Annotated in this window: 20 protein-coding genes and 1 pseudogene; 14 read left to right on the top strand and 7 right to left on the bottom strand. The window is 72.0% G+C overall.

Translation table 11 applies throughout. The features are described from left to right. Window positions 1-37: 37 nt before the first annotated feature. The 4 genes from JJI54_RS29580 to JJI54_RS29565 form a co-directional block, all read right to left on the bottom strand. Entirely contained in the window at window positions 38-406 is a 369-nt protein-coding gene (locus JJI54_RS29580) for a heavy metal-binding domain-containing protein (protein WP_203077034.1), read from the bottom strand. Window positions 407-434: 28 nt separating this feature from the next. After that, complete coding sequence (gene fliP, locus JJI54_RS29575) at window positions 435-1187, bottom strand: flagellar type III secretion system pore protein FliP (protein WP_203077088.1); 753 nt, start codon at window positions 1185-1187, stop codon at window positions 435-437. Continuing rightward, window positions 1154-1429, bottom strand: a complete 276-nt coding sequence (locus JJI54_RS29570) for a flagellar biosynthetic protein FliO (RefSeq protein ID WP_203077087.1) — start codon at window positions 1427-1429, stop codon at window positions 1154-1156. The genes fliP and JJI54_RS29570 overlap by 34 nt, the downstream gene beginning before the upstream one ends. A gap of 75 nt (window positions 1430-1504) precedes the next feature. Further along, on the bottom strand, window positions 1505-1756 hold the full coding sequence (locus tag JJI54_RS29565) for a hypothetical protein (protein ID WP_203077033.1): 252 nt from the start codon (window positions 1754-1756) through the stop codon (window positions 1505-1507). 146 nt (window positions 1757-1902) lie between these two features. Between JJI54_RS29565 and JJI54_RS29560 the strand changes: the two genes are divergently transcribed. The 8 genes from JJI54_RS29560 (at window position 1903) to recA (ending at window position 8159) form a co-directional block, all read left to right on the top strand. Then, the gene (locus JJI54_RS29560) at window positions 1903-2325 is read left to right on the top strand and encodes a flagellar basal body rod protein FlgB (protein ID WP_203077032.1); all 423 of its coding nucleotides are present in this window, start codon (window positions 1903-1905) and stop codon (window positions 2323-2325) included. A 28-nt stretch (window positions 2326-2353) separates the two neighbouring features. Next, complete coding sequence (gene flgC / locus JJI54_RS29555; protein ID WP_203077031.1) at window positions 2354-2761, top strand: flagellar basal body rod protein FlgC; 408 nt, start codon at window positions 2354-2356, stop codon at window positions 2759-2761. 25 nt (window positions 2762-2786) lie between these two features. Next, entirely contained in the window at window positions 2787-3095 is a 309-nt protein-coding gene (locus JJI54_RS29550; protein ID WP_203077030.1) for a flagellar hook-basal body complex protein FliE, read from the top strand. Window positions 3096-3156: 61 nt separating this feature from the next. Further along, entirely contained in the window at window positions 3157-3432 is a 276-nt protein-coding gene (locus JJI54_RS29545) for a flagellar biosynthetic protein FliQ (protein WP_092961383.1), read from the top strand. Further along, window positions 3429-4211, top strand: coding sequence for a flagellar biosynthetic protein FliR (locus tag JJI54_RS29540; protein WP_318987610.1), 783 nt, complete (start codon window positions 3429-3431; stop codon window positions 4209-4211). The genes JJI54_RS29545 and JJI54_RS29540 overlap by 4 nt, the downstream gene beginning before the upstream one ends. Window positions 4212-4214: 3 nt before the next feature. Next, complete coding sequence (locus tag JJI54_RS29535; RefSeq protein ID WP_203077028.1) at window positions 4215-5279, top strand: EscU/YscU/HrcU family type III secretion system export apparatus switch protein; 1065 nt, start codon at window positions 4215-4217, stop codon at window positions 5277-5279. Between the two features lie 80 nt (window positions 5280-5359). Beyond that, complete coding sequence (locus JJI54_RS29530; protein ID WP_203077027.1) at window positions 5360-6931, top strand: ATP-binding protein; 1572 nt, start codon at window positions 5360-5362, stop codon at window positions 6929-6931. Window positions 6932-7124: 193 nt separating this feature from the next. After that, entirely contained in the window at window positions 7125-8159 is a 1035-nt protein-coding gene (gene recA / locus JJI54_RS29525) for a recombinase RecA (protein WP_203077026.1), read from the top strand. A gap of 57 nt (window positions 8160-8216) precedes the next feature. On the opposite strand, the gene JJI54_RS29520 is transcribed toward recA, so the two are convergent. Beyond that, window positions 8217-8708 carry a YciE/YciF ferroxidase family protein gene (locus JJI54_RS29520; protein WP_203077025.1) on the bottom strand — a complete coding sequence of 164 codons (492 nt, stop codon included), beginning with the start codon at window positions 8706-8708 and terminating at the stop codon, window positions 8217-8219. Between the two features lie 222 nt (window positions 8709-8930). Here JJI54_RS29520 and alaS point away from each other — a divergent pair, with 222 nt between their 5' ends. Genes alaS through JJI54_RS29505 form a run of 3 tightly spaced genes read left to right on the top strand, consistent with a single transcriptional unit; the run spans window position 8931 to window position 13227 of the window. Further along, window positions 8931-11579 (top strand): alanine--tRNA ligase, encoded by a 2649-nt coding sequence (gene alaS / locus JJI54_RS29515; RefSeq protein WP_203077024.1) that lies wholly within the window; start codon window positions 8931-8933, stop codon window positions 11577-11579. Window positions 11580-11604: 25 nt separating this feature from the next. Further along, a complete protein-coding gene (locus tag JJI54_RS29510) occupies window positions 11605-12693 on the top strand; it encodes a P1 family peptidase (protein WP_203077023.1) in 1089 nt (362 codons plus the stop codon). A 57-nt stretch (window positions 12694-12750) separates the two neighbouring features. Further along, a complete protein-coding gene (locus JJI54_RS29505) occupies window positions 12751-13227 on the top strand; it encodes a hypothetical protein (RefSeq protein WP_203077022.1) in 477 nt (158 codons plus the stop codon). Here JJI54_RS29505 and JJI54_RS29500 read toward each other — a convergent pair. Next, window positions 13205-13909 (bottom strand): DUF599 domain-containing protein, encoded by a 705-nt coding sequence (locus JJI54_RS29500; RefSeq protein WP_203077021.1) that lies wholly within the window; start codon window positions 13907-13909, stop codon window positions 13205-13207. The genes JJI54_RS29505 and JJI54_RS29500 overlap by 23 nt on opposite strands. An 80-nt stretch (window positions 13910-13989) precedes the next feature. Then, window positions 13990-15201, bottom strand: a complete 1212-nt coding sequence (locus JJI54_RS29495) for an NADP-dependent isocitrate dehydrogenase (protein ID WP_203077020.1) — start codon at window positions 15199-15201, stop codon at window positions 13990-13992. Between the two features lie 210 nt (window positions 15202-15411). Here JJI54_RS29495 and JJI54_RS29490 point away from each other — a divergent pair, with 210 nt between their 5' ends. The 3 genes and pseudogenes from JJI54_RS29490 to JJI54_RS29480 form a co-directional block, all read left to right on the top strand. Beyond that, window positions 15412-16284, top strand: a complete 873-nt coding sequence (locus JJI54_RS29490) for a PAS domain-containing protein (protein WP_203077019.1) — start codon at window positions 15412-15414, stop codon at window positions 16282-16284. Between the two features lie 176 nt (window positions 16285-16460). Beyond that, the gene (locus JJI54_RS29485; protein WP_203077018.1) at window positions 16461-16676 is read left to right on the top strand and encodes a hypothetical protein; all 216 of its coding nucleotides are present in this window, start codon (window positions 16461-16463) and stop codon (window positions 16674-16676) included. A 70-nt stretch (window positions 16677-16746) separates the two neighbouring features. Further along, window positions 16747-16848: pseudogene (locus tag JJI54_RS29480) on the top strand (IS5/IS1182 family transposase); the annotation flags it as partial.

The following is a 16848-nucleotide window of genomic DNA, read 5'->3' as shown; positions in this document are numbered from 1 at the left end:
ATGGCGCAACGCAAGCACAATCCTGGGTTGCGAAAACTTACCCCGGCGAACGCCCCCAGGGCGAGGCGCCGGCGGCGCCCGCGGCCGGCTTCAGCTTCACCGCGGTGCCGGAGGCGCTGACCATCAGCATGCCGTTGTTGCTGCCCAGCACCTCGTAGTCGATGTCGATGCCGAGCACGGCATCGGCGCCCACCGCCGCGGCCTGCTGGCTGAGATTGGCCAGCGCCGTGTCCCGCGCCGAGCCGAGTTCCCGTTCATAGGTGCCGGACCGGCCGCCGATGATGTCGCGCAGCCCGCCGAGCAGGTCCTTGAAGACGTTCACGCCGAGCACGGCATCGCCGAAGACGACGCCGAGGTAGCGATCGACCTCCCGCCCCTCGACCGTGCTGGTGGTGGTGAAGATCATGGCGCCGTCCTCCCTGGCATCGTCGCGATCATGGCACGAAACCCTGCACCAGGCTGCCCGCCACCAGGCGCCAGCCATCGATCAGCACGAAGAAGGCCAGCTTGAAGGGCAGCGCCACCACCGTCGGCGGCAGCATCATCATGCCGAGCGACATCAGCAGGCTGGCGGCGACCAGGTCGATCACCAGGAAGGGCAGGAAGATCAGGAAGCCGATCTCGAAGGCACGGCGCAATTCGCTGACCATGAAGGCCGGCGTCAGCACGCGCCACGGCGCCTCCCCGGCCGTGGAGGGCGGCAGGCGGGCGAGGTCCATGAACAGCTGGAGGTCCGCTTCCCGCACCTGGGAGGCCATGAAGCGCCGGAACGGCTCCGCCGCCGCCTGGAGGCCGGCGAGTTCCCCGATCCGCCCTTCCGACAGGGGCTGGATGCCCTGCGTCCAGGAGGCCTGCAGCACGGGTTCCATGACGAAGAGGGTCAGGAACAGCGCGAGGCCCACCAGCACCGGGTTGGGCGGGATGGACGGCGCGGCGATGGCGCTGCGCAGCAAGGCGAGGACGATGACGATGCGCCCGAAGGCCGTCATCATCACCAGCAGCGACGGCGCGAGGGAAAGCAGCCCGACCAGCGCCGTCAGCTGCACCAGCCGCGCCGTGGTGCCGCCCTGGCCGGTGCCGGCGGCGCCGAGGTCGATGTTCAGGCTCTGCGCCAGCGCGCCGCCGCTGGGCCCCAGCAGCAGCGCCAGCAGGATCAGGAGGAAGGCGGCCCGGGATCCGGCAGCCAGCCCACCACCTGGTCCTGCGCGCCGCCGGTCAGCAGCAGCAGGGACCGGCCGTCGCAGCGCAGCAGCACCAGGCGCCGGCGGCTGTCCAGCGCCAGCGTCTCCTCCACCGCCAGGCGGCGGCCGGTGCGGGCGCCGATCCCGGCCGCGCGCGCCATGCGCGCCGTCAGCAGCAGCGCGGCCAGCACCGCGACCAGCGCGGCGCCGGCCGTCAGGCCCGCGGTCAGAAGGCTGATGTCGTTCATCCCGCTCCATCCTGGAGTCCCGTTTCGACAGGGGTGTTTTCGATTGGGGTGTCGAGGACGCGGCGTCCTGCCGCGTCAGTGCCGGGCCACCTCGGCGGTCAGGCCATCCACCTGGCGCAGCAGCGCCTCCAGCGCCGGGCGCAGGCGCCGCCCATCCTCCGGCGACAGGGCCATGACGGCGGCGCAGAGCGCGGCCGCATCGCGGTCGAGCCCTTCGAGATCGACGCGCCGCCCGCCTTCCACCAGCGCGCGGGCGACGGCCACGGTGCCGCCCATGGCCTCGATGGCGGCGTGGACGGCCTCGGCATGGGTGGCGGTTTTCGGCATGGCGCCCATTGGCGCATGGCGGGATGAACGCTTCCTCTACGCCGGCGCGGTTACCTCAGCGGCACGGCGGGCGCGGGCCCCCGCGAGCGGCGTGGCCACCCCGCGATCGAAACCCTTCCTTCATCACCCCGGGGCCAGGATGGGGCATGGACGTGACGGGCACATCGACGCGAAGGCCGGCCGGCGGGGGGCATGACGTGCTGGCGCTGGCGCAGCGCCGCCTTGCCTGGCTGGACCGGCGGACGGTGGTGCTGGCGCAGAACATCGCCAATGCCGACACGCCGGCCTACCGGCCGCGGGACGTGGTGCCCTTCGCCCAGGTCCTGTCCGCGGCCGGCGCGCCGCCGCTGGCGCGCACCTCGCCCGCGCATCTCCGCGGCACCGGGCAGGCCACGGCCGGCACCGCGCAGGACCGCGCGCTGGCGGAGACGGCGCCGGATGGGAACGCCGTCTCGCTGGACCGGGAAGCGGTCCGGGTGGCGGAAACCGATACCGCGCATGCGCTGGCCATGGCCGTGCATCGCAGCGTCATGGGCATGGTCCGCCTCGCGCTCGGCCGACAGGGCTGAGCGGGGCGGCAGGAGGAGGCAGCACCGCATGGATCTTGATCGCGCGCTTCGCATCTCGGCCGCCGGCATGGCGGCGCAATCCACCCGGCTTCGCGTGGTGGCGGAGAACCTGGCCAACCGCGACAGCACCGGGGAGGCGCCGGGCGCCGACCCCTATCGCCGCCGCACCGTGAACTTCGCCAACCGCCTCGATCGCGCCATGGGGGCGGAGCTGGTGAGCGTGTCGCGCATCGGCACCGCGCCCGGCGACTTCCCGACGCGCTACGAACCGAGCCATCCCGCCGCCGATGCGCGCGGCTACGTCAAGACGCCGAACGTGGACAGCCTGGTCGAGGTGATGGACATGCGGGAGGCGCAGCGCAGCTACAGCGCCAACCTCTCGGTCCTGGAGACGACGCGCGGCATGCTGACCCGCGCGATCGAGGCGCTGCGCTGAGCATGCCGGGGCGGACTGAGTGGCCATGCCGGTAGCCGGCACGACCGGCGCGCTGCGCGCCGCGGCCGCCTATGCCGCGCAGGCCGGCGGCGGCACGGCGGCGACGGGCGGGGAGCAGGGCGGCTTCGGCGGCGTCCTGGCCCGCGCCATGGAAAGCGCCGTCGAGCTCGGCCGCAGCGCCGATGCCGCCTCCACCCAGGCGCTGATGGGCCAGGGCAGCGTGACGGAAGCGGTGCTCGCCATCTCCCGCGCCGAACTCGCCCTGCAGACCACGGTCGCGGTGCGGGACCGCGTGGTCGCCGCCTATCAGGATGTGATGCGCATGCCGATCTGACGCACGCCGGTCGCGTGCGTCGCCGCGCCCATGAGGGGATGCGGGGTGCCAGGAGGGCAGGATGGTCGAGGAAGCCATGGCCCAGTCGCTTCGCGAAGCGATCTGGGTCTCGATGCAGGTGATGGGGCCGCCGCTGGTCGCGGTGCTGGTGGTGGGCCTCGCCGTCTCCCTGGTGCAGGCGCTGACGCAGGTGCAGGAGGCGACGCTGGCCTTCCTGCCGAAGCTGGTGATGGGCGGCGCGCTGATGCTGCTGCTGGGGCCCTTCACCGCCTCCGTCATGCAGGGATGGAGCAGCACGCTGTTCGACCGCATGGTGGCGCTCGGCGGCATGCCGTGACGGAAGCGGACCACGCGCTGCTGCAGATGCTGCCCGGCCTGGTGTTCCAGGCCGCGCTGGCCTTCGCCCGGCTGGGTGCCGCGGTGATGCTGCTGCCGGGCGTGGGGGAGGCGGAGGTGCCGGCGCCGCTGCGGCTCGGCCTCGGCCTCGCGCTCGTCGCGCTGCTGCTGCCCGTGCTGGCGCCGGGCCTGCCGCCCATGCCGGACGACCTGGCGGAGATGACGCGGCTGGTGGTGACGGAGATCGTCGTCGGCCTGTGGATCGGCACGCTGGCGCGCATCCTGGTGATCGCCTTCGCCATGGCGGGGCAGGCGGTCGCGACGCTGGTCGGGCTGTCGAGCCTGTTTGCCTACGACGCCTCGCTCGGCATGGGCGGCACGGCGCTGGGGCGGGCCTTCGCGCTGATGGCGGCGGTGCTGGTGCTGTCCACCGGGCTCTACCAGGTGCCGCTGGCGGCGCTGGCGGAAAGCTACGCGGTGATGCCGGCGGGCGCGCCCTTCCCGGCGGGGCCGGGGGCGCTGGCGGTGGCGCGGATCGGCGCCGATTCCCTCGACCTCGCGCTGCGCATCTCGGCGCCCTTCGTGGTCGGCGCGGTGCTGCTGAACGTGGCGCTCGGCCTGCTGTCGCGCCTGGCGCCGCAGGTGCAGACCTTCTTCATCGCCGTGCCGGGGCAGATCCTGGCCGGGCTCGGCCTGCTGGCCCTGCTGGCGCCGCCGATGATCGCGACGCTGCTGGAGGCGCTGCGCGTGGGCTTCGCCGCCCTGCCAGGGGCGCGCTGAGCGGTGGCCGAGGAGGGTGATGGCCCGGAGGCCGGCGACAAGACCGAGGCCGCCACACCGAAGCGCCTGCAGCGGGCGCGGGAGGAAGGGCAGGTCGCGCTGTCGCGGGAGGTGGTGGGCTGGGCGGGCCTGGCGGCGGGGACGCTGGCGACGATGCTGGTCCTGCCGACGCTGGGCTTCGACCTGATGCGCGCCATGCGCGGCGCGCTTGAATCGGCGCATGGCCTCGGCATGGCGGATGCGGCGCTGGCCCTGTTCTGGAAGGGCGGGCTGGTGGTGGCGCCCATCGCGGTGGCGGTCATGCTGGGCGCCGCGGCGGCGACGCTGGTGCAGACCGGCGGCCTCGTCTCCGCCAAGTCCATGGTGCCGCGGCTCAGCAAGGTCAGCCCCTGGGCGGGGCTGAAGCGGCTGGTGGGGCCGGAGGCGCTGATGGAGTTCCTCCGCACGCTGGTGAAGCTCGGCATCGTCGGCGCCGCGCTGTGGCATGTGGGGTCGGATCTCTCCGCGCTCCAGGCGGCGCTGCACCAGCCCGCGGCGGCGCTGCCGCAGGCGGCGGGCGCGGTGGCGATGCGGCTGATGCTGGCGGCGCTGGCCGCCTTCGCCGGGGTGGCGCTGCTCGACCTCTTCTGGGTCCGCTTCCGCTTCGCGCGCCAGATGCGGATGAGCCGGCAGGACCTGCGGGACGAGGCGAAGGAATCCGACGGCGACCCGATGCTGAAGGCGCGCCGCAAGCAGATGCGCCAGGCCCAGGGGCGGCGGCGCATGATGGCCGCTGTGCCCAACGCCGCCGTCGTCATCACCAATCCCACGCACTACGCCGTGGCCCTGGCCTATGGCGGCGGGGAGGCCGCGCCGAAGGTCGTGGCCAAGGGCGTCGATGCCATGGCGGCGCGCATCCGCGATGCCGCGACGAAGGCCGGCGTGCCGCTGGTGGCCAATCCGCCGCTGGCGCGCGCGCTGTGGCGGCTGGAGGTCGATGCGGAGATTCCCGCGGAACACTACCAGGCGGTGGCCGAGATCATCGCCTATGTCTGGCGCCAGAATGGCGCCGCCGCACGGCATGCTTGACGCCGTGATCACGCCCGTGCCCTCGCTGCCGTCCCAGGGTGATCCCCGGGGCCTGGCGGGGTGCCGCCGAGGAGAACCGAATGCCTGATCCGCGCCGCACCCTGCAGGACCTGCTTCGTGGCCGCAACCGCCGTCCGGCGGAGGACGCGATGGTGCGCGCGGTGCTGGACGCGGCCTCGCCCGGGATCGCGCTGCTGGATGCCGAGGACCGGCTGCTGACCTGGAACGCGGAATTCGCCGGGCTCTGCGGCCCGCTGCTGCCGCCGCGGCCGGGCCTGCCGATCGCCGCGCTGATGGCGGCGGAGGGGAAGGAGGCGGCGCTGACGGCGCTGGCCACCGGCCAGCGCGTGGCGATCGCCATGGCGTCGGAGGGTTCGCCGCGGCTGGAGATGGAGCACCGGCGCCTGCCGTCGCCCGAACGCGGCGCGGTGCTGCGCCTGTCGCGCATCGCGGCGCGGCCGGCGGAGCAGCAGGCGGGGGCGGCGCGGCTGCAGGCCGTGGGCGCGCTGGCCGGCGGCATCGCGCATGACTTCAACAACCTGCTGACCGCGATCGCCGGCAGCGCGGAAGCCGCCCTGTCCCGCGCACCGGCCGGGGAGGGGGCGGCGGAGTTGCGCCAGGTGCTGGAAAGCGCCGGGCGCGGCGCCGCGCTGGTGAAGCAGCTGCTGGCCTTCGCCCGGCAGCAGGCGCTGCGGCCGCGCGTGGTGGACCTCAACATCGCCGTCTCCGCCATGGGGGAGCTGCTGCGCCGCCTGCTCGGCAGCCGGGTGCGGCTTTCCATCGCGCTGGAGGAGCCGTCGCGCCGCGTGCGGATGGACCCGACGCAGCTCGACCAGGTCATCATGAACCTGGCGCTGAACGCGCGGGACGCGATGCCCGAGGGCGGGTCGCTGCGCATCGCCACGGGCCACGCCGTGGTGCTCTCGCCGGAGACGATCGGGACCGAGACCCTGCCCGCCGGGCGCTACGCGATGCTGGAGGTCGCCGACAGCGGTGCCGGCATCCCGCCGGAAGTGCTGCCCCGGATCTTCGACCCGTTCTTCACCACCAAGCGCGAACAGGGGGGCACGGGGCTCGGCCTGTCCACCGTGCATGGCATCGTGCGGCAATCCGGCGGCTTCATCGCCGTGGACAGCCGGCGGGGGGAGGGGACGCGCTTCCGCATCTGGATGCCGCGGCATGAAGGGCCGGCGGACCCGGTGGTGCCCACCGCCATGGTCGCCCCGCCCGTGGCCGCGCCCGCCCCGCCGGCGCCGGAGCCGCTGCCGGGCGGCCCCGCCGTGCTGCTGGTGGAGGACGAGGTGCCGCTGCTGCGCCTGGCGGAACGCGCCCTGCGCCGGGCGGGGTTCGAGGTGATCAGCGCCGGCTGCGCGGAAGAGGCGCTGGAGATGCTGGAGAAGGTCGAGTCCATGCCGCTGGCGCTGGTCTCGGACGTGGTGATGCCGGGGGTGGATGGGCTGGAGCTCGCCGCCCGGTTGAGGGACCGCTGGCCCACGCTGCCGGTGCTGCTGGTCTCCGGCTATGCCGAGGCGGCGCTGGGGCGGGACCTGGCGGCGGAACGCATCCGGCTGCTGGCCAAGCCCTACAGCCTGGGGGCGCTGGTCACGGAACTGAAAGGCATCCTGCCGGAAGGGGCGGTGAAAGTTTCCTAAATGTTCTTGTCGGGCTGGCCGTTCCAGGCCATATTCCGCGCCGAAGGACAGGCGGCCGCGCGGCACTTGGAGTCGCGGCGCTTCCTGGTCCAAGGTGATGCGGGGTGTGACCGGCGGGTGAGGATCCGGCCGGGGATTGCGCCTCCAGGTTGATACCGGGAATCGGGCCCGGGAGTTCGGGAGAGCGAGCCTCATGGACAAGACGAAGGCTCTGGACGCCGCGCTGAGCCAGATCGAGAGGGCCTTCGGCAAGGGCTCCATCATGCGCATGGGCAACAAGGCGGCGGCGGAGGAGGTGGAGGTCATCTCCACCGGGTCGCTCGGCCTCGACCTCGCGCTCGGCATCGGCGGCGTGCCGAAGGGCCGGATCATCGAGGTCTATGGCCCGGAAAGCTCGGGCAAGACGACGCTCGCGCTGCACATGATCGCGGAAGCGCAGAAGAAGGGCGGCACCTGCGCCTTCATCGACGCGGAGCACGCGCTGGACCCCGGCTACGCCAAGAAGCTGGGCGTGGATGTGGAGAACCTGCTGATCAGCCAGCCGGATGCCGGCGAGCAGGCGCTGGAGATCTGCGACACGCTGGTGCGGTCCGGCGCCATCGACGTGCTGGTGGTGGACAGCGTGGCCGCGCTGGTGCCGCGGGCGGAGCTGGAGGGCGAGATGGGCGACAGCCATGTCGGCCTGCATGCCCGCCTGATGTCCCAGGCGCTGCGTAAGCTGACGGGCAGCGTCTCCCGCTCCAACACCCTGCTGATCTTCCTGAACCAGATCCGCCTGAAGATCGGCGTGATGTTCGGCAACCCGGAGACGACGACGGGCGGCAACGCGCTGAAGTTCTACGCCTCCATCCGCATGGAGATCCGGCGCATCGGTTCCATCAAGGACCGGGAGACGGTGACGGGCAACCAGACCCGCGTGAAGGTGGTGAAGAACAAGATGGCGCCGCCGTTCCGGCAGGTGGATTTCGACATCATGTATGGCGAGGGCATCTCCAAGGTCGGCGAGCTCATCGACCTCGGCGTCAAGGCCGGCATCGTGGAGAAGTCCGGCGCCTGGTTCAGCTGCGACAGCCAGCGCATCGGCCAGGGGCGGGAGAACGCCAAGCAGTTCATGCGCGACAACCCCGCCATGGCGGAGAGCGTGGAGAAGCGCATCCGCGCCCAGGCGAACGGCCTGGCCAGCACCATGCTGGCCGGGGAGAATGACGAGGCCGCGGCGGCGGAATAAGGCGGCGCGTCCCGGAACGAAAAGGGGCGGAGGGTATTCCCCTCCGCCCTTCCTGCGTCAGGCCGCCAGCGCCGCCGGGTTCACTTCCCGCTCCGCCAGCACCGTCAGCTTCTCATCCGCCGCCTTCTCCTCGGACAGAGTCTGGCCGAGAAGGTCCGCCACCTCCTGCAGCCCCGCCGCCTTGGCCATGGCGCAGAGCGTGCCGTAGGTCGCGATCTCGTAGTGCTCCACCTTCTGCGCGGCGCCGATCAGCGCGGCGTCGCGCACCGGGCCCTCGTCATGGTCGTCCATGATCTCCTCGGCCTCGGCGGTCAGGCCTTCCATCGCCTCGCATTCCTCCCCCTCGGGGTCGGCGTCCAGCATCTCCGCGGCGCGTTCCAGGCGGGCGATGTGCTCGCGCGTCTGCGCCAGGTGATCCTCGAAGGCCTGGCGCAGCGTCGGGCTCTGCGCCGCCGCCGCCATCTCCGGCAGCGCCTCGACCAGCTGGGTCTCGGCGCTGTAGGCATCCTGCAGCGCCTCGATCATCAGCGACTTGAAGTCCTCGGCCATGATGGGCCTCCCTCGGGTGGTGTGTGGTGGCCGGGCATTCCTGGGCCCGCCCTCACCCCTCCGAACGGTGCCGCCGGGCGGGGGTTCCGGCGGACCACCCTCGACGCCTCCGTCATCGCGCGGTAAGGGACGCGGCTTTCGCCTGGGCCTTGCGGCCGGGGCGCCGGCACCCGATCCGCGGGCAGATCGCCCGCGGACAGCGACGATGGCAGCGATCAGGCGATGACCAGCAGCAACGACATCCGCGCCACCTTCCTCGACTACTTCCGCCGCAACGGGCATGAGGTGGTGGAATCCTCGCCCCTGGTGCCGCGGAACGACCCGACGCTGATGTTCGCGAACAGCGGCATGGTGCAGTTCAAGAACGTCTTCACCGGGCAGGAGAAGCGCCCCTATTCGCGCGCCACCACCGCGCAGAAGTCGGTTCGCGCCGGCGGCAAGCACAACGACCTGGACAATGTCGGCTACACCGCCCGCCACCACACCTTCTTCGAGATGCTGGGCAATTTCAGCTTCGGCGACTACTTCAAGGAACAGGCGATCAGCCATGCCTGGGAGCTGCTGACCAAGGATTTCGGCCTGCCGAAGGACCGCCTGCTGGTGACGGTCTATTCCGAGGATGAGGAAGCCCCCGTCTACTGGAAGAAGATCGCCGGGCTGCCGGACAGCCGCATCATCCGCATCCCGACCTCCGACAATTTCTGGCGCATGGGCGATACCGGCCCCTGCGGCCCGTGCTCCGAGATCTTCTTCGACCATGGCGACAAGATCGCCGGTGGCCCGCCCGGCTCCGCCGACCAGGATGGCGACCGGTTCATCGAGATCTGGAACCTGGTCTTCATGCAGTTCGAGGAAGGCCCCCCCGGCACCCGCGTGCCGCTGCCGCGCCCCTCGATCGACACCGGCATGGGGCTGGAACGCTTCGCCGCCATCCTGCAGGGCAAGCACGACAACTACGACACGGACACGCTGCGCGCGCTGATCCTGGCGAGCAGCGAGGCGACCGGCCAGGATCCCGATGGCCAGTGGAAGACCAGCCACCGCGTGGTGGCGGACCACCTCCGCGCCGGCACCTTCCTGATCGCCGATGGCGTCATGCCCTCCAATGAGGGCCGCGGCTATGTGCTGCGCCGCATCCTCCGCCGCGCCATGCGCCACGCCCACATGATGGGCGCGCGGGAGCCCCTGCTGCACCGCCTGGTCCCCGCCCTGACCCGCCAGATGGGCGCCGCCTATCCGGAGATCCTCCGCGCCGAGGCGCTGGTGACGGAGACGCTGCGGCTGGAGGAGACGAAGTTCCGCAGCCTGCTGGAGCGCGGCCTCGGCCTGCTGGCCGATGAATCGGGCCGGCTGGGCGAGGGCGGCACGCTGCCCGGCGACATCGCCTTCAAGCTCTACGACACCTACGGCTTCCCCCTTGACCTGACGCAGGACGCGCTGCGCGGCGAGGGCAAGACGGTCGATACCGCGGGCTTCGAGGCCGCGATGGCCGAGCAGAAGAAGCGCGCCCGCGCCGCCTGGGCCGGATCGGGCGAGGCGGCGACGGAGACCCTCTGGTTCGACCTGAAGGAGAAGCTCGGCGCCTCCGAATTCCTCGGCTACTCCACGGAGACGGCGGAGGGTGAGATCCTGGCGATCGTCGCCAATGGCCAGGTGGTGGACAGCGCGGTGGCAGGGACCGAGGTCTCCGTCATCCTCAACCAGACGCCCTTCTATGCGGAGAGCGGCGGCCAGGTCGGCGATACCGGCCTGATCTCGGCCGGCGAGGGCTGCCGCATCGTCGTCCGCGACACGCAGAAGAAGCTCGGCGACCTCTTCGTCCATGTCGGCGTCGTGGCGCATGGGGAGGCGAAGGTGGGCCTCGCCGTGCAGGCGGAGGTCGACCACGCCCGCCGCTCCACCATCCGCGCCCACCACTCGGCGACGCATCTGCTGCATGAGGCGCTGCGCCGGCGCCTCGGCACCCATGTCGCGCAGAAGGGCTCGCTGAACGCGCCGGACCGGCTGCGCTTCGACGTCAGCCAGCCGACGCCGATGACGGATGCGGACCTCGCCTGGGTGGAGGCGGAGGTGAACAGCCGCATCCGCGAGAATGCCGAGGTCGTCACCCGCCTGATGACCCCCGACGCCGCCGTGCAGATCGGCGCCATGGCGCTGTTCGGCGAGAAGTACGGGGAGGAGGTGCGCGTCGTCTCCATGGGGCATGACCCCAACGCGACGGAGCGCTTCGGCGTCTATTCGCTGGAACTCTGCGGCGGCACGCATGTGAAGCGCACCGGCGATATCGGCCTGTTCCGCATCGTGGCGGAAGGCGCCGTCGCCGCCGGCATCCGCCGCGTGGAGGCCGTGACGGGCGAGGCCGCCCTCAAGCTGATCGAGGAGCGCGATCGCCAGCTGAACGAGGCCGCCGCCGTGCTGAAGGCGCGCCCGGCGGAACTGGCGGACCGCATCACGAACCTGCTGGAGGAGCGGAAGAAGCTGGAGCGCGAGATCACCGATCTCCGCAAGAAGCTGGCGACCGGCGGCGCGGCGGCGGAGGTCGAGACCATCGCGGGGCTGCGCGTGGCGCTGCGCGAGCTGGGCGAGATGCCGCCCAAGGACCTGAAGGGCGTGGTCGAGGCCATCCTGCAGTCCGGCACCGCCGATGTCGTCGGCGTGGTCTCGACGGCGGAGGGCAAGGCCAGCGTCTTCGTCGGCATCGGCGACGCCGCGAAGGGCAAGACCGATGCCGTGACGCTGGTGCGCGCGGCCAGCGCCGCCATCGGCGGCAAGGGCGGCGGCGGGAAGCCGGACATGGCCCAGGCCGGCGGGCCGGACGCTGCCAAGGCGGCGGAGGCCCTGCCGGCGATCAGGGCCGCGCTGGGCGGCTGAAGCACGCAGGCGGCGGGGCCGGCGCATGGGTGAAGCGACCACGAGGCAGCGCGCCCGCGCCCTCGGCTTCGCCCCAGGCATCCTCCCGCCCGGCCCGCTGAACGCCATCACCGATGTCGCCGGCGTCCTGGTCGGCCAGGTCACGGTGATCGAGGGCGAGGGCACGCGCACCGGCGTCACCGCCATCCGGCCGCATCCGGGCAACCTCTACGCCGATCGCGTCCCCGCCGGCCTCTTCGCCATGAACGGCTTCGGCAAGATGGCGGGGGTGACCCAGGTGCAGGAACTGGGGGAGCTGGAGACGCCCATCCTGCTGACCAACACGCTCGCCGTCGGCCGGGCGATGGAGGCGCTGGTGGACTGGACGCTCGCCCAGCCCGGCAACGAGCAGGTCCGCAGCGTCAACGCCGTGGTCGGGGAGACCAATGACGGGCGGCTCAACGACATCCGCGCCCGCGGCGTGACCGCGGCGCATGGCGCGGCGGCCCTGGCGGCGGCGGCCACCGGCCCGGTGGCGGAAGGCAGCGTGGGCGCCGGCACGGGCACCATGGCCTTCGGCTGGAAGGGCGGCATCGGCACGTCGAGCCGCGTGCTGCCGGCCGCGCTCGGCGGCTGGACGGTCGGCGCGCTGGTGCAGGCGAATTACGGCGGCGCGCTCTGCATGGCGGGGCTGGAGGTCGGGCGCGGCCTGCAGAAATACTACCTCGCGGAGCATGTGGCGCAGCAGGCGGATGCCGATGGGTCGGTGATGGTGATCCTGGCGACGGATGCGCCGCTGTCCGACCGCAACCTCCAGCGCCTCGCGCGCCGCGCCATGGCGGGCATCGCGCGCACGGGCGCCGCCTTCTCCGACGGCTCGGGCGACTATGCGCTGGCCTTCGCGACGCATCCCGACGTGATCCGCACGGCCGAACGCCGCGCCGGCGTGGCCCGCTACGCCGAGCTGCCGAACGACAAGGCCTCCCCCCTCTTCGTCGCGGCGGCGGAGGCGACGGAGGAGGCGGTGCTGAACGCGCTGACGATGGCGACCACGGTGGAAAGCCGCAGCGGCGGCCGGCGGGCCATCGGCCGCGCCCTGCCGCTCGACCGCGTGCTCGCGTTGCGGCGCTGTTAACAGCGGGGCGAGGAAACCCGCCCACCCTGGCGCGGCCTTCCGGGGAGGGAAGGCTCGATGCTCGTCACCCTTGCCGGCACCCTGATCGCGATCCTGCCCGTGCTGGTCGCCTATGCCATCTGGCGGCTGCTGCGCGCGGCCTGGCGGCTGCTGCGCGCGCCCCGGCTGCGGCTGGGCGTGCTGCTGGCACGGGCCGGCCGCCTGCGCCCGCCGCCTCGCCAGGCGCTGCGGGCGGGGGAGGAGGAGCTGGCGGCGGAGGTGGCGCGGCTGAGGTCGGAGCTGCGCCTGGCGCGGGCGGAACTCGCCCTGGCCGAGGCCGCGCGGCGGCGCAGCGGCTTCCGCCTGCCCTGGCGCCGCCCGGGGGATGACCGCTTCCAGCAGGCCAAGATCGCCTTCGCCCGCGCCTTCCACCCGGACCGGCTGGCGGAGGATGCCGCGGACCGTGCCATCCGCGCCGCCATCTTCCGCGATTTCTGGGAGGTGCTGCGCCGGATCGAGAAGGGCGCCGATGTCAGCGCCGATAGGCGCGCGTGACCTCCGGCGCGGAGACGGCTTCCCGCACCTCGGACCGGAACTCCCGGCGATGGAGTTCCCGCAGCACGAAGAGGCTCGCCACCATCAGCAGCGCGGGATGCGCGATCCAGGCCAGGGCGGCTAGGCCGAAATAGTAGCTGCGCAGCCCCGTGTTGAAGTGACGCGCGGCGCGGTTGAGCACGCGGGCTGCGACCTCCGCCTGGGCGATCGTCTCCGGCGTCGCGGGCGCGCCGGGGATGCCGCCGACCAGGATGGAGCTGTAGTTGAACTGCCGCAGCGCCCAGGTCAGCTCGAAGAAGGCGTTGACGAAGATGACGAGCAGCAGGGCGATCTTCAGCTCCCACACCACCTCGTCCGGCACCATCGCATAGGGCAGGGCGGCGACGACGCGGCGGCCGAGGTCCGGCGCGCCCAGCAGCGCGACCAGGCCGCCCAGGATGAAGATGCTGGTGGTGGCCAGGAAGCTGGTGCTGTTCATCAGGTTGCCGATCGCCGCCATGTCGGCGATCCGGTTCTCCCGGTCCAGCATGGCGCGCATCCAGCGGCGCCGATGCTCATCCATCGCGGCGATCACGCTGGCATCGCGGAAGCGCGGCACGCGGCCGACCGCGGTGGCGTAGCCGATCCAGCACAGCGCGAAGACGGCGAGGCCGGCGATATCGAAGGCGGAGAGCTCATGCATGCGCGCTTCCTACCCCCGGAACGGAAGCGGCCGCCAGGGTTTCCCCTGGCGGCCGCGGATGGCCCGGTGCCCGAGGGCCCTCAGCCCATCTTCTTCTTCAGGTTCTCGTCCAGCTTGGCGAGGAAGTCCTGCGTGTTGAGGTAGGGCTGGTCCTTGCTGATCAGCAGGGCCAGGTCCTTGGTCATGTGGCCGGCCTCGACCGTCTCCACGCAGACCTGCTCCAGCGCCTCGGCGAAGTCCACCACATCCTGCGTGCCGTCGAACTTGCCGCGGTAGGACAGGCCGCGCGTCCAGGCGAAGATGGACGCGATCGGGTTGGTGGAGGTCTCGCGGCCCTTCTGGTGCTCGCGGTAGTGGCGCGTCACCGTGCCGTGCGCGGCCTCGGACTCCACCGTGTTGCCGTCCGGGGAGAGCAGCACGGAGGTCATCAGGCCGAGGCTGCCGAAGCCCTGGGCCACGATGTCGGACTGCACGTCGCCATCGTAGTTCTTGCAGGCCCAGATGTAGCCGCCTTCCCACTTCAGGGCGGACGCCACCATGTCGTCGATCAGGCGGTCCTCATAGACCAGGCCCTTCGCCTTGAAGCGGTCGGCGAATTCGGCATCGAAGATGGACTTGAAGATGTCCTTGAAGTTGCCGTCATAGGCCTTGAGGATCGTGTTCTTGTGGCTGAAGTACACGGAATAGCCACGCTGCAGGCCGTAGTTGAAGCTCGCGCGGGCGAAACCCTCGATGGAGGCGTTGAGGTTGTGCTGGCCCATGAAGGCGCCGGGGCCCTTGAAGACGAAGTCGCCGATCTCCTGCGGCGCGCCGCCTTCCGGCGTGTAGGTCATGGTCACCTTGCCGGCGCCCGGGACCTTCATCTCCACCGCGCGGTAGATGTCGCCGAAGGCGTGGCGGCCGACGACGATCGGCTTCGACCAGTGCGGCACCAGGCGCGGGACGTTCTTGATGATGATCGGCTCGCGGAAGATCGTGCCGTCCAGGATGTTGCGGATGGTGCCGTTGGGCGACCGCCACATCTTCTTCAGGCCGAATTCCTTCACCCGCGCCTCGTCCGGGGTGATGGTCGCGCACTTCACGCCGACGCCGTACTGCTTGGTCGCGTTGGCGGCATCCACCGTCACCTGGTCATCGGTCTGGTCGCGGTACTCGACGCCCAGGTCGTAGTACTTCAGGTCGATGTCGAGGTAGGGCAGGATCAGGCGGTCCTTGATGAACCCCCAGATGATGCGCGTCATCTCATCCCCGTCCATCTCGACGACGGGGGTCTTCACCTTGATCTTGGCCATGCCTCATTCCTTGCCGAACGCCCGTGCCGGGACACCTCGATCGCGCCCTGGGGTTGGGAGTGGGCGGAACATGCCAATGGGGCCCCCCGGGGGCAAGCCCGCCTGATGCACTGCGGCACGAAGCGGCCCGGCCGCGCGATCTTGCCGCCCTTCGGCACGCGCGGGTAGAAGGCAAGGGTTGACCCGACAACCATCAGGCGGGAGGTGACGATGCTGATCCCGCTGGTCGCCCTGGCCACGCTGCTGGCACCCCCCGCCCTCGCGCAGGGCATGGATGAGCCGCGCGCCGGCCTGGTCCTGGGCGGGCTGATGGCCGTGGCGGCGGTGGCGGCGGCGGTGGCGCTGGTGGTGCAGGCAAGGCGCCTGCGGCGGCGGGACCTGCAGCTCCATGCCCGCAACGCCCACCTGGCCGCGGCCAATGCGGAACTCCGGCAGGTCACGGAACGGGCGGAGGCGAAGGCCCGAATGCTGGACGGCGTGCTGGCCGCGATGGCGGACGGCATCCTGGTGGTGGATGCGGAACTCCGCCTGGCCGGCTGGAATCCGCGCTTTCCCGACTATGCCGGCGTGCCGCGCCGCGCGCTGCGGATCGGGATGCCGCTGCGGGAGGTGATCCGCCTGCAGGCGGAGGCCGGCGAATTCGGCATGGTCGATCCGGAAGCGGAGACCGAGCGCCGCATGAAGATGTTCCATGACGGCACCGTGCCGCAGCGTCTGCAGCGCGAAAGGCCGGATGGCAGCCGGCTCGAACTGCGGCGCACGCCGTTGCCGGGTGGCGGCTACGTCACGCTCTACACGCCCATCCTCGCCACGCCCTCCGCCGCCGGCGGGGATGCGCTGCAGGCGGCCTTCCGGCAGGAATGGGCCAGGCGCATCCCCCGCCTGACGGCCGCCGCGGCTGATGGCGATGCGGCGGAAGCCCGGGCCGTGGCCCATGCGCTGCGCGGCGTCGCCGCCAATGCGGGCTGGGCCAAGGCCGCGCACATGATGGAGGGCATCGAGGAAGCCGCGGCCGCCGGCGCGCTGACGCAGCTCCGCATGCTGGCCGCCGGCCTGCCGCAGGACCCCGCCGCATGGAACTGACGCGCCCCGAGCCCGTGCAATGCCCGCATTGCGAGGAGGTCACCATGCCGAACCGCCTGGCCGATGGCGCCATCGTGTGCTCCTGCGCCGCGGAACGGTCCCTGGCGCCGCCCCCCATTCCGCTTGCCCCGAGGCGCCCCGGCCCCAGATAGGCCGGGCAAGAAGGAGACTTTGCCATGATGCTGCGAATGGCGACGGGCACGATGATGGGCCTGGCGGTCGCGACCGCCGCGGCGGCGACGCTGGCCGTCGGCGGCGGCGCGGTCGGCGCCGCGCTGCTGGCGCGCCGCCTGTGCGAGGAGCGCCGCGGCTGGAAGAAGGATGCGGATGAGGCCGTGGCCGCGCCGCTGGATGAGGGGCTGGAGCCCGGCCCGGAAGCGCCCGCTGCCTAGGCTCAGGACCCATTAATCAGCTTGCGCCGACGCGGCCTGGCGTGATTCTGGACGGGGCGGAGGTGTCGCCATGTCCGTCCCGTTCCTGCTCACCCCTGCCCAGATGCGGCGTATCCGGCCGCACTTCCCGCTCTCGCACGGCGTCCCGCGCGTGGATGACCGTCGGGTGCTC

Origin of the sequence: Falsiroseomonas ponticola, from assembly GCF_016805305.1 — a bacterium.
Taxonomy (GTDB): Bacteria; Pseudomonadota; Alphaproteobacteria; order Acetobacterales; family Acetobacteraceae; genus Falsiroseomonas; species Falsiroseomonas ponticola.
This window is presented reverse-complemented; position numbering and strand designations above follow the sequence as displayed.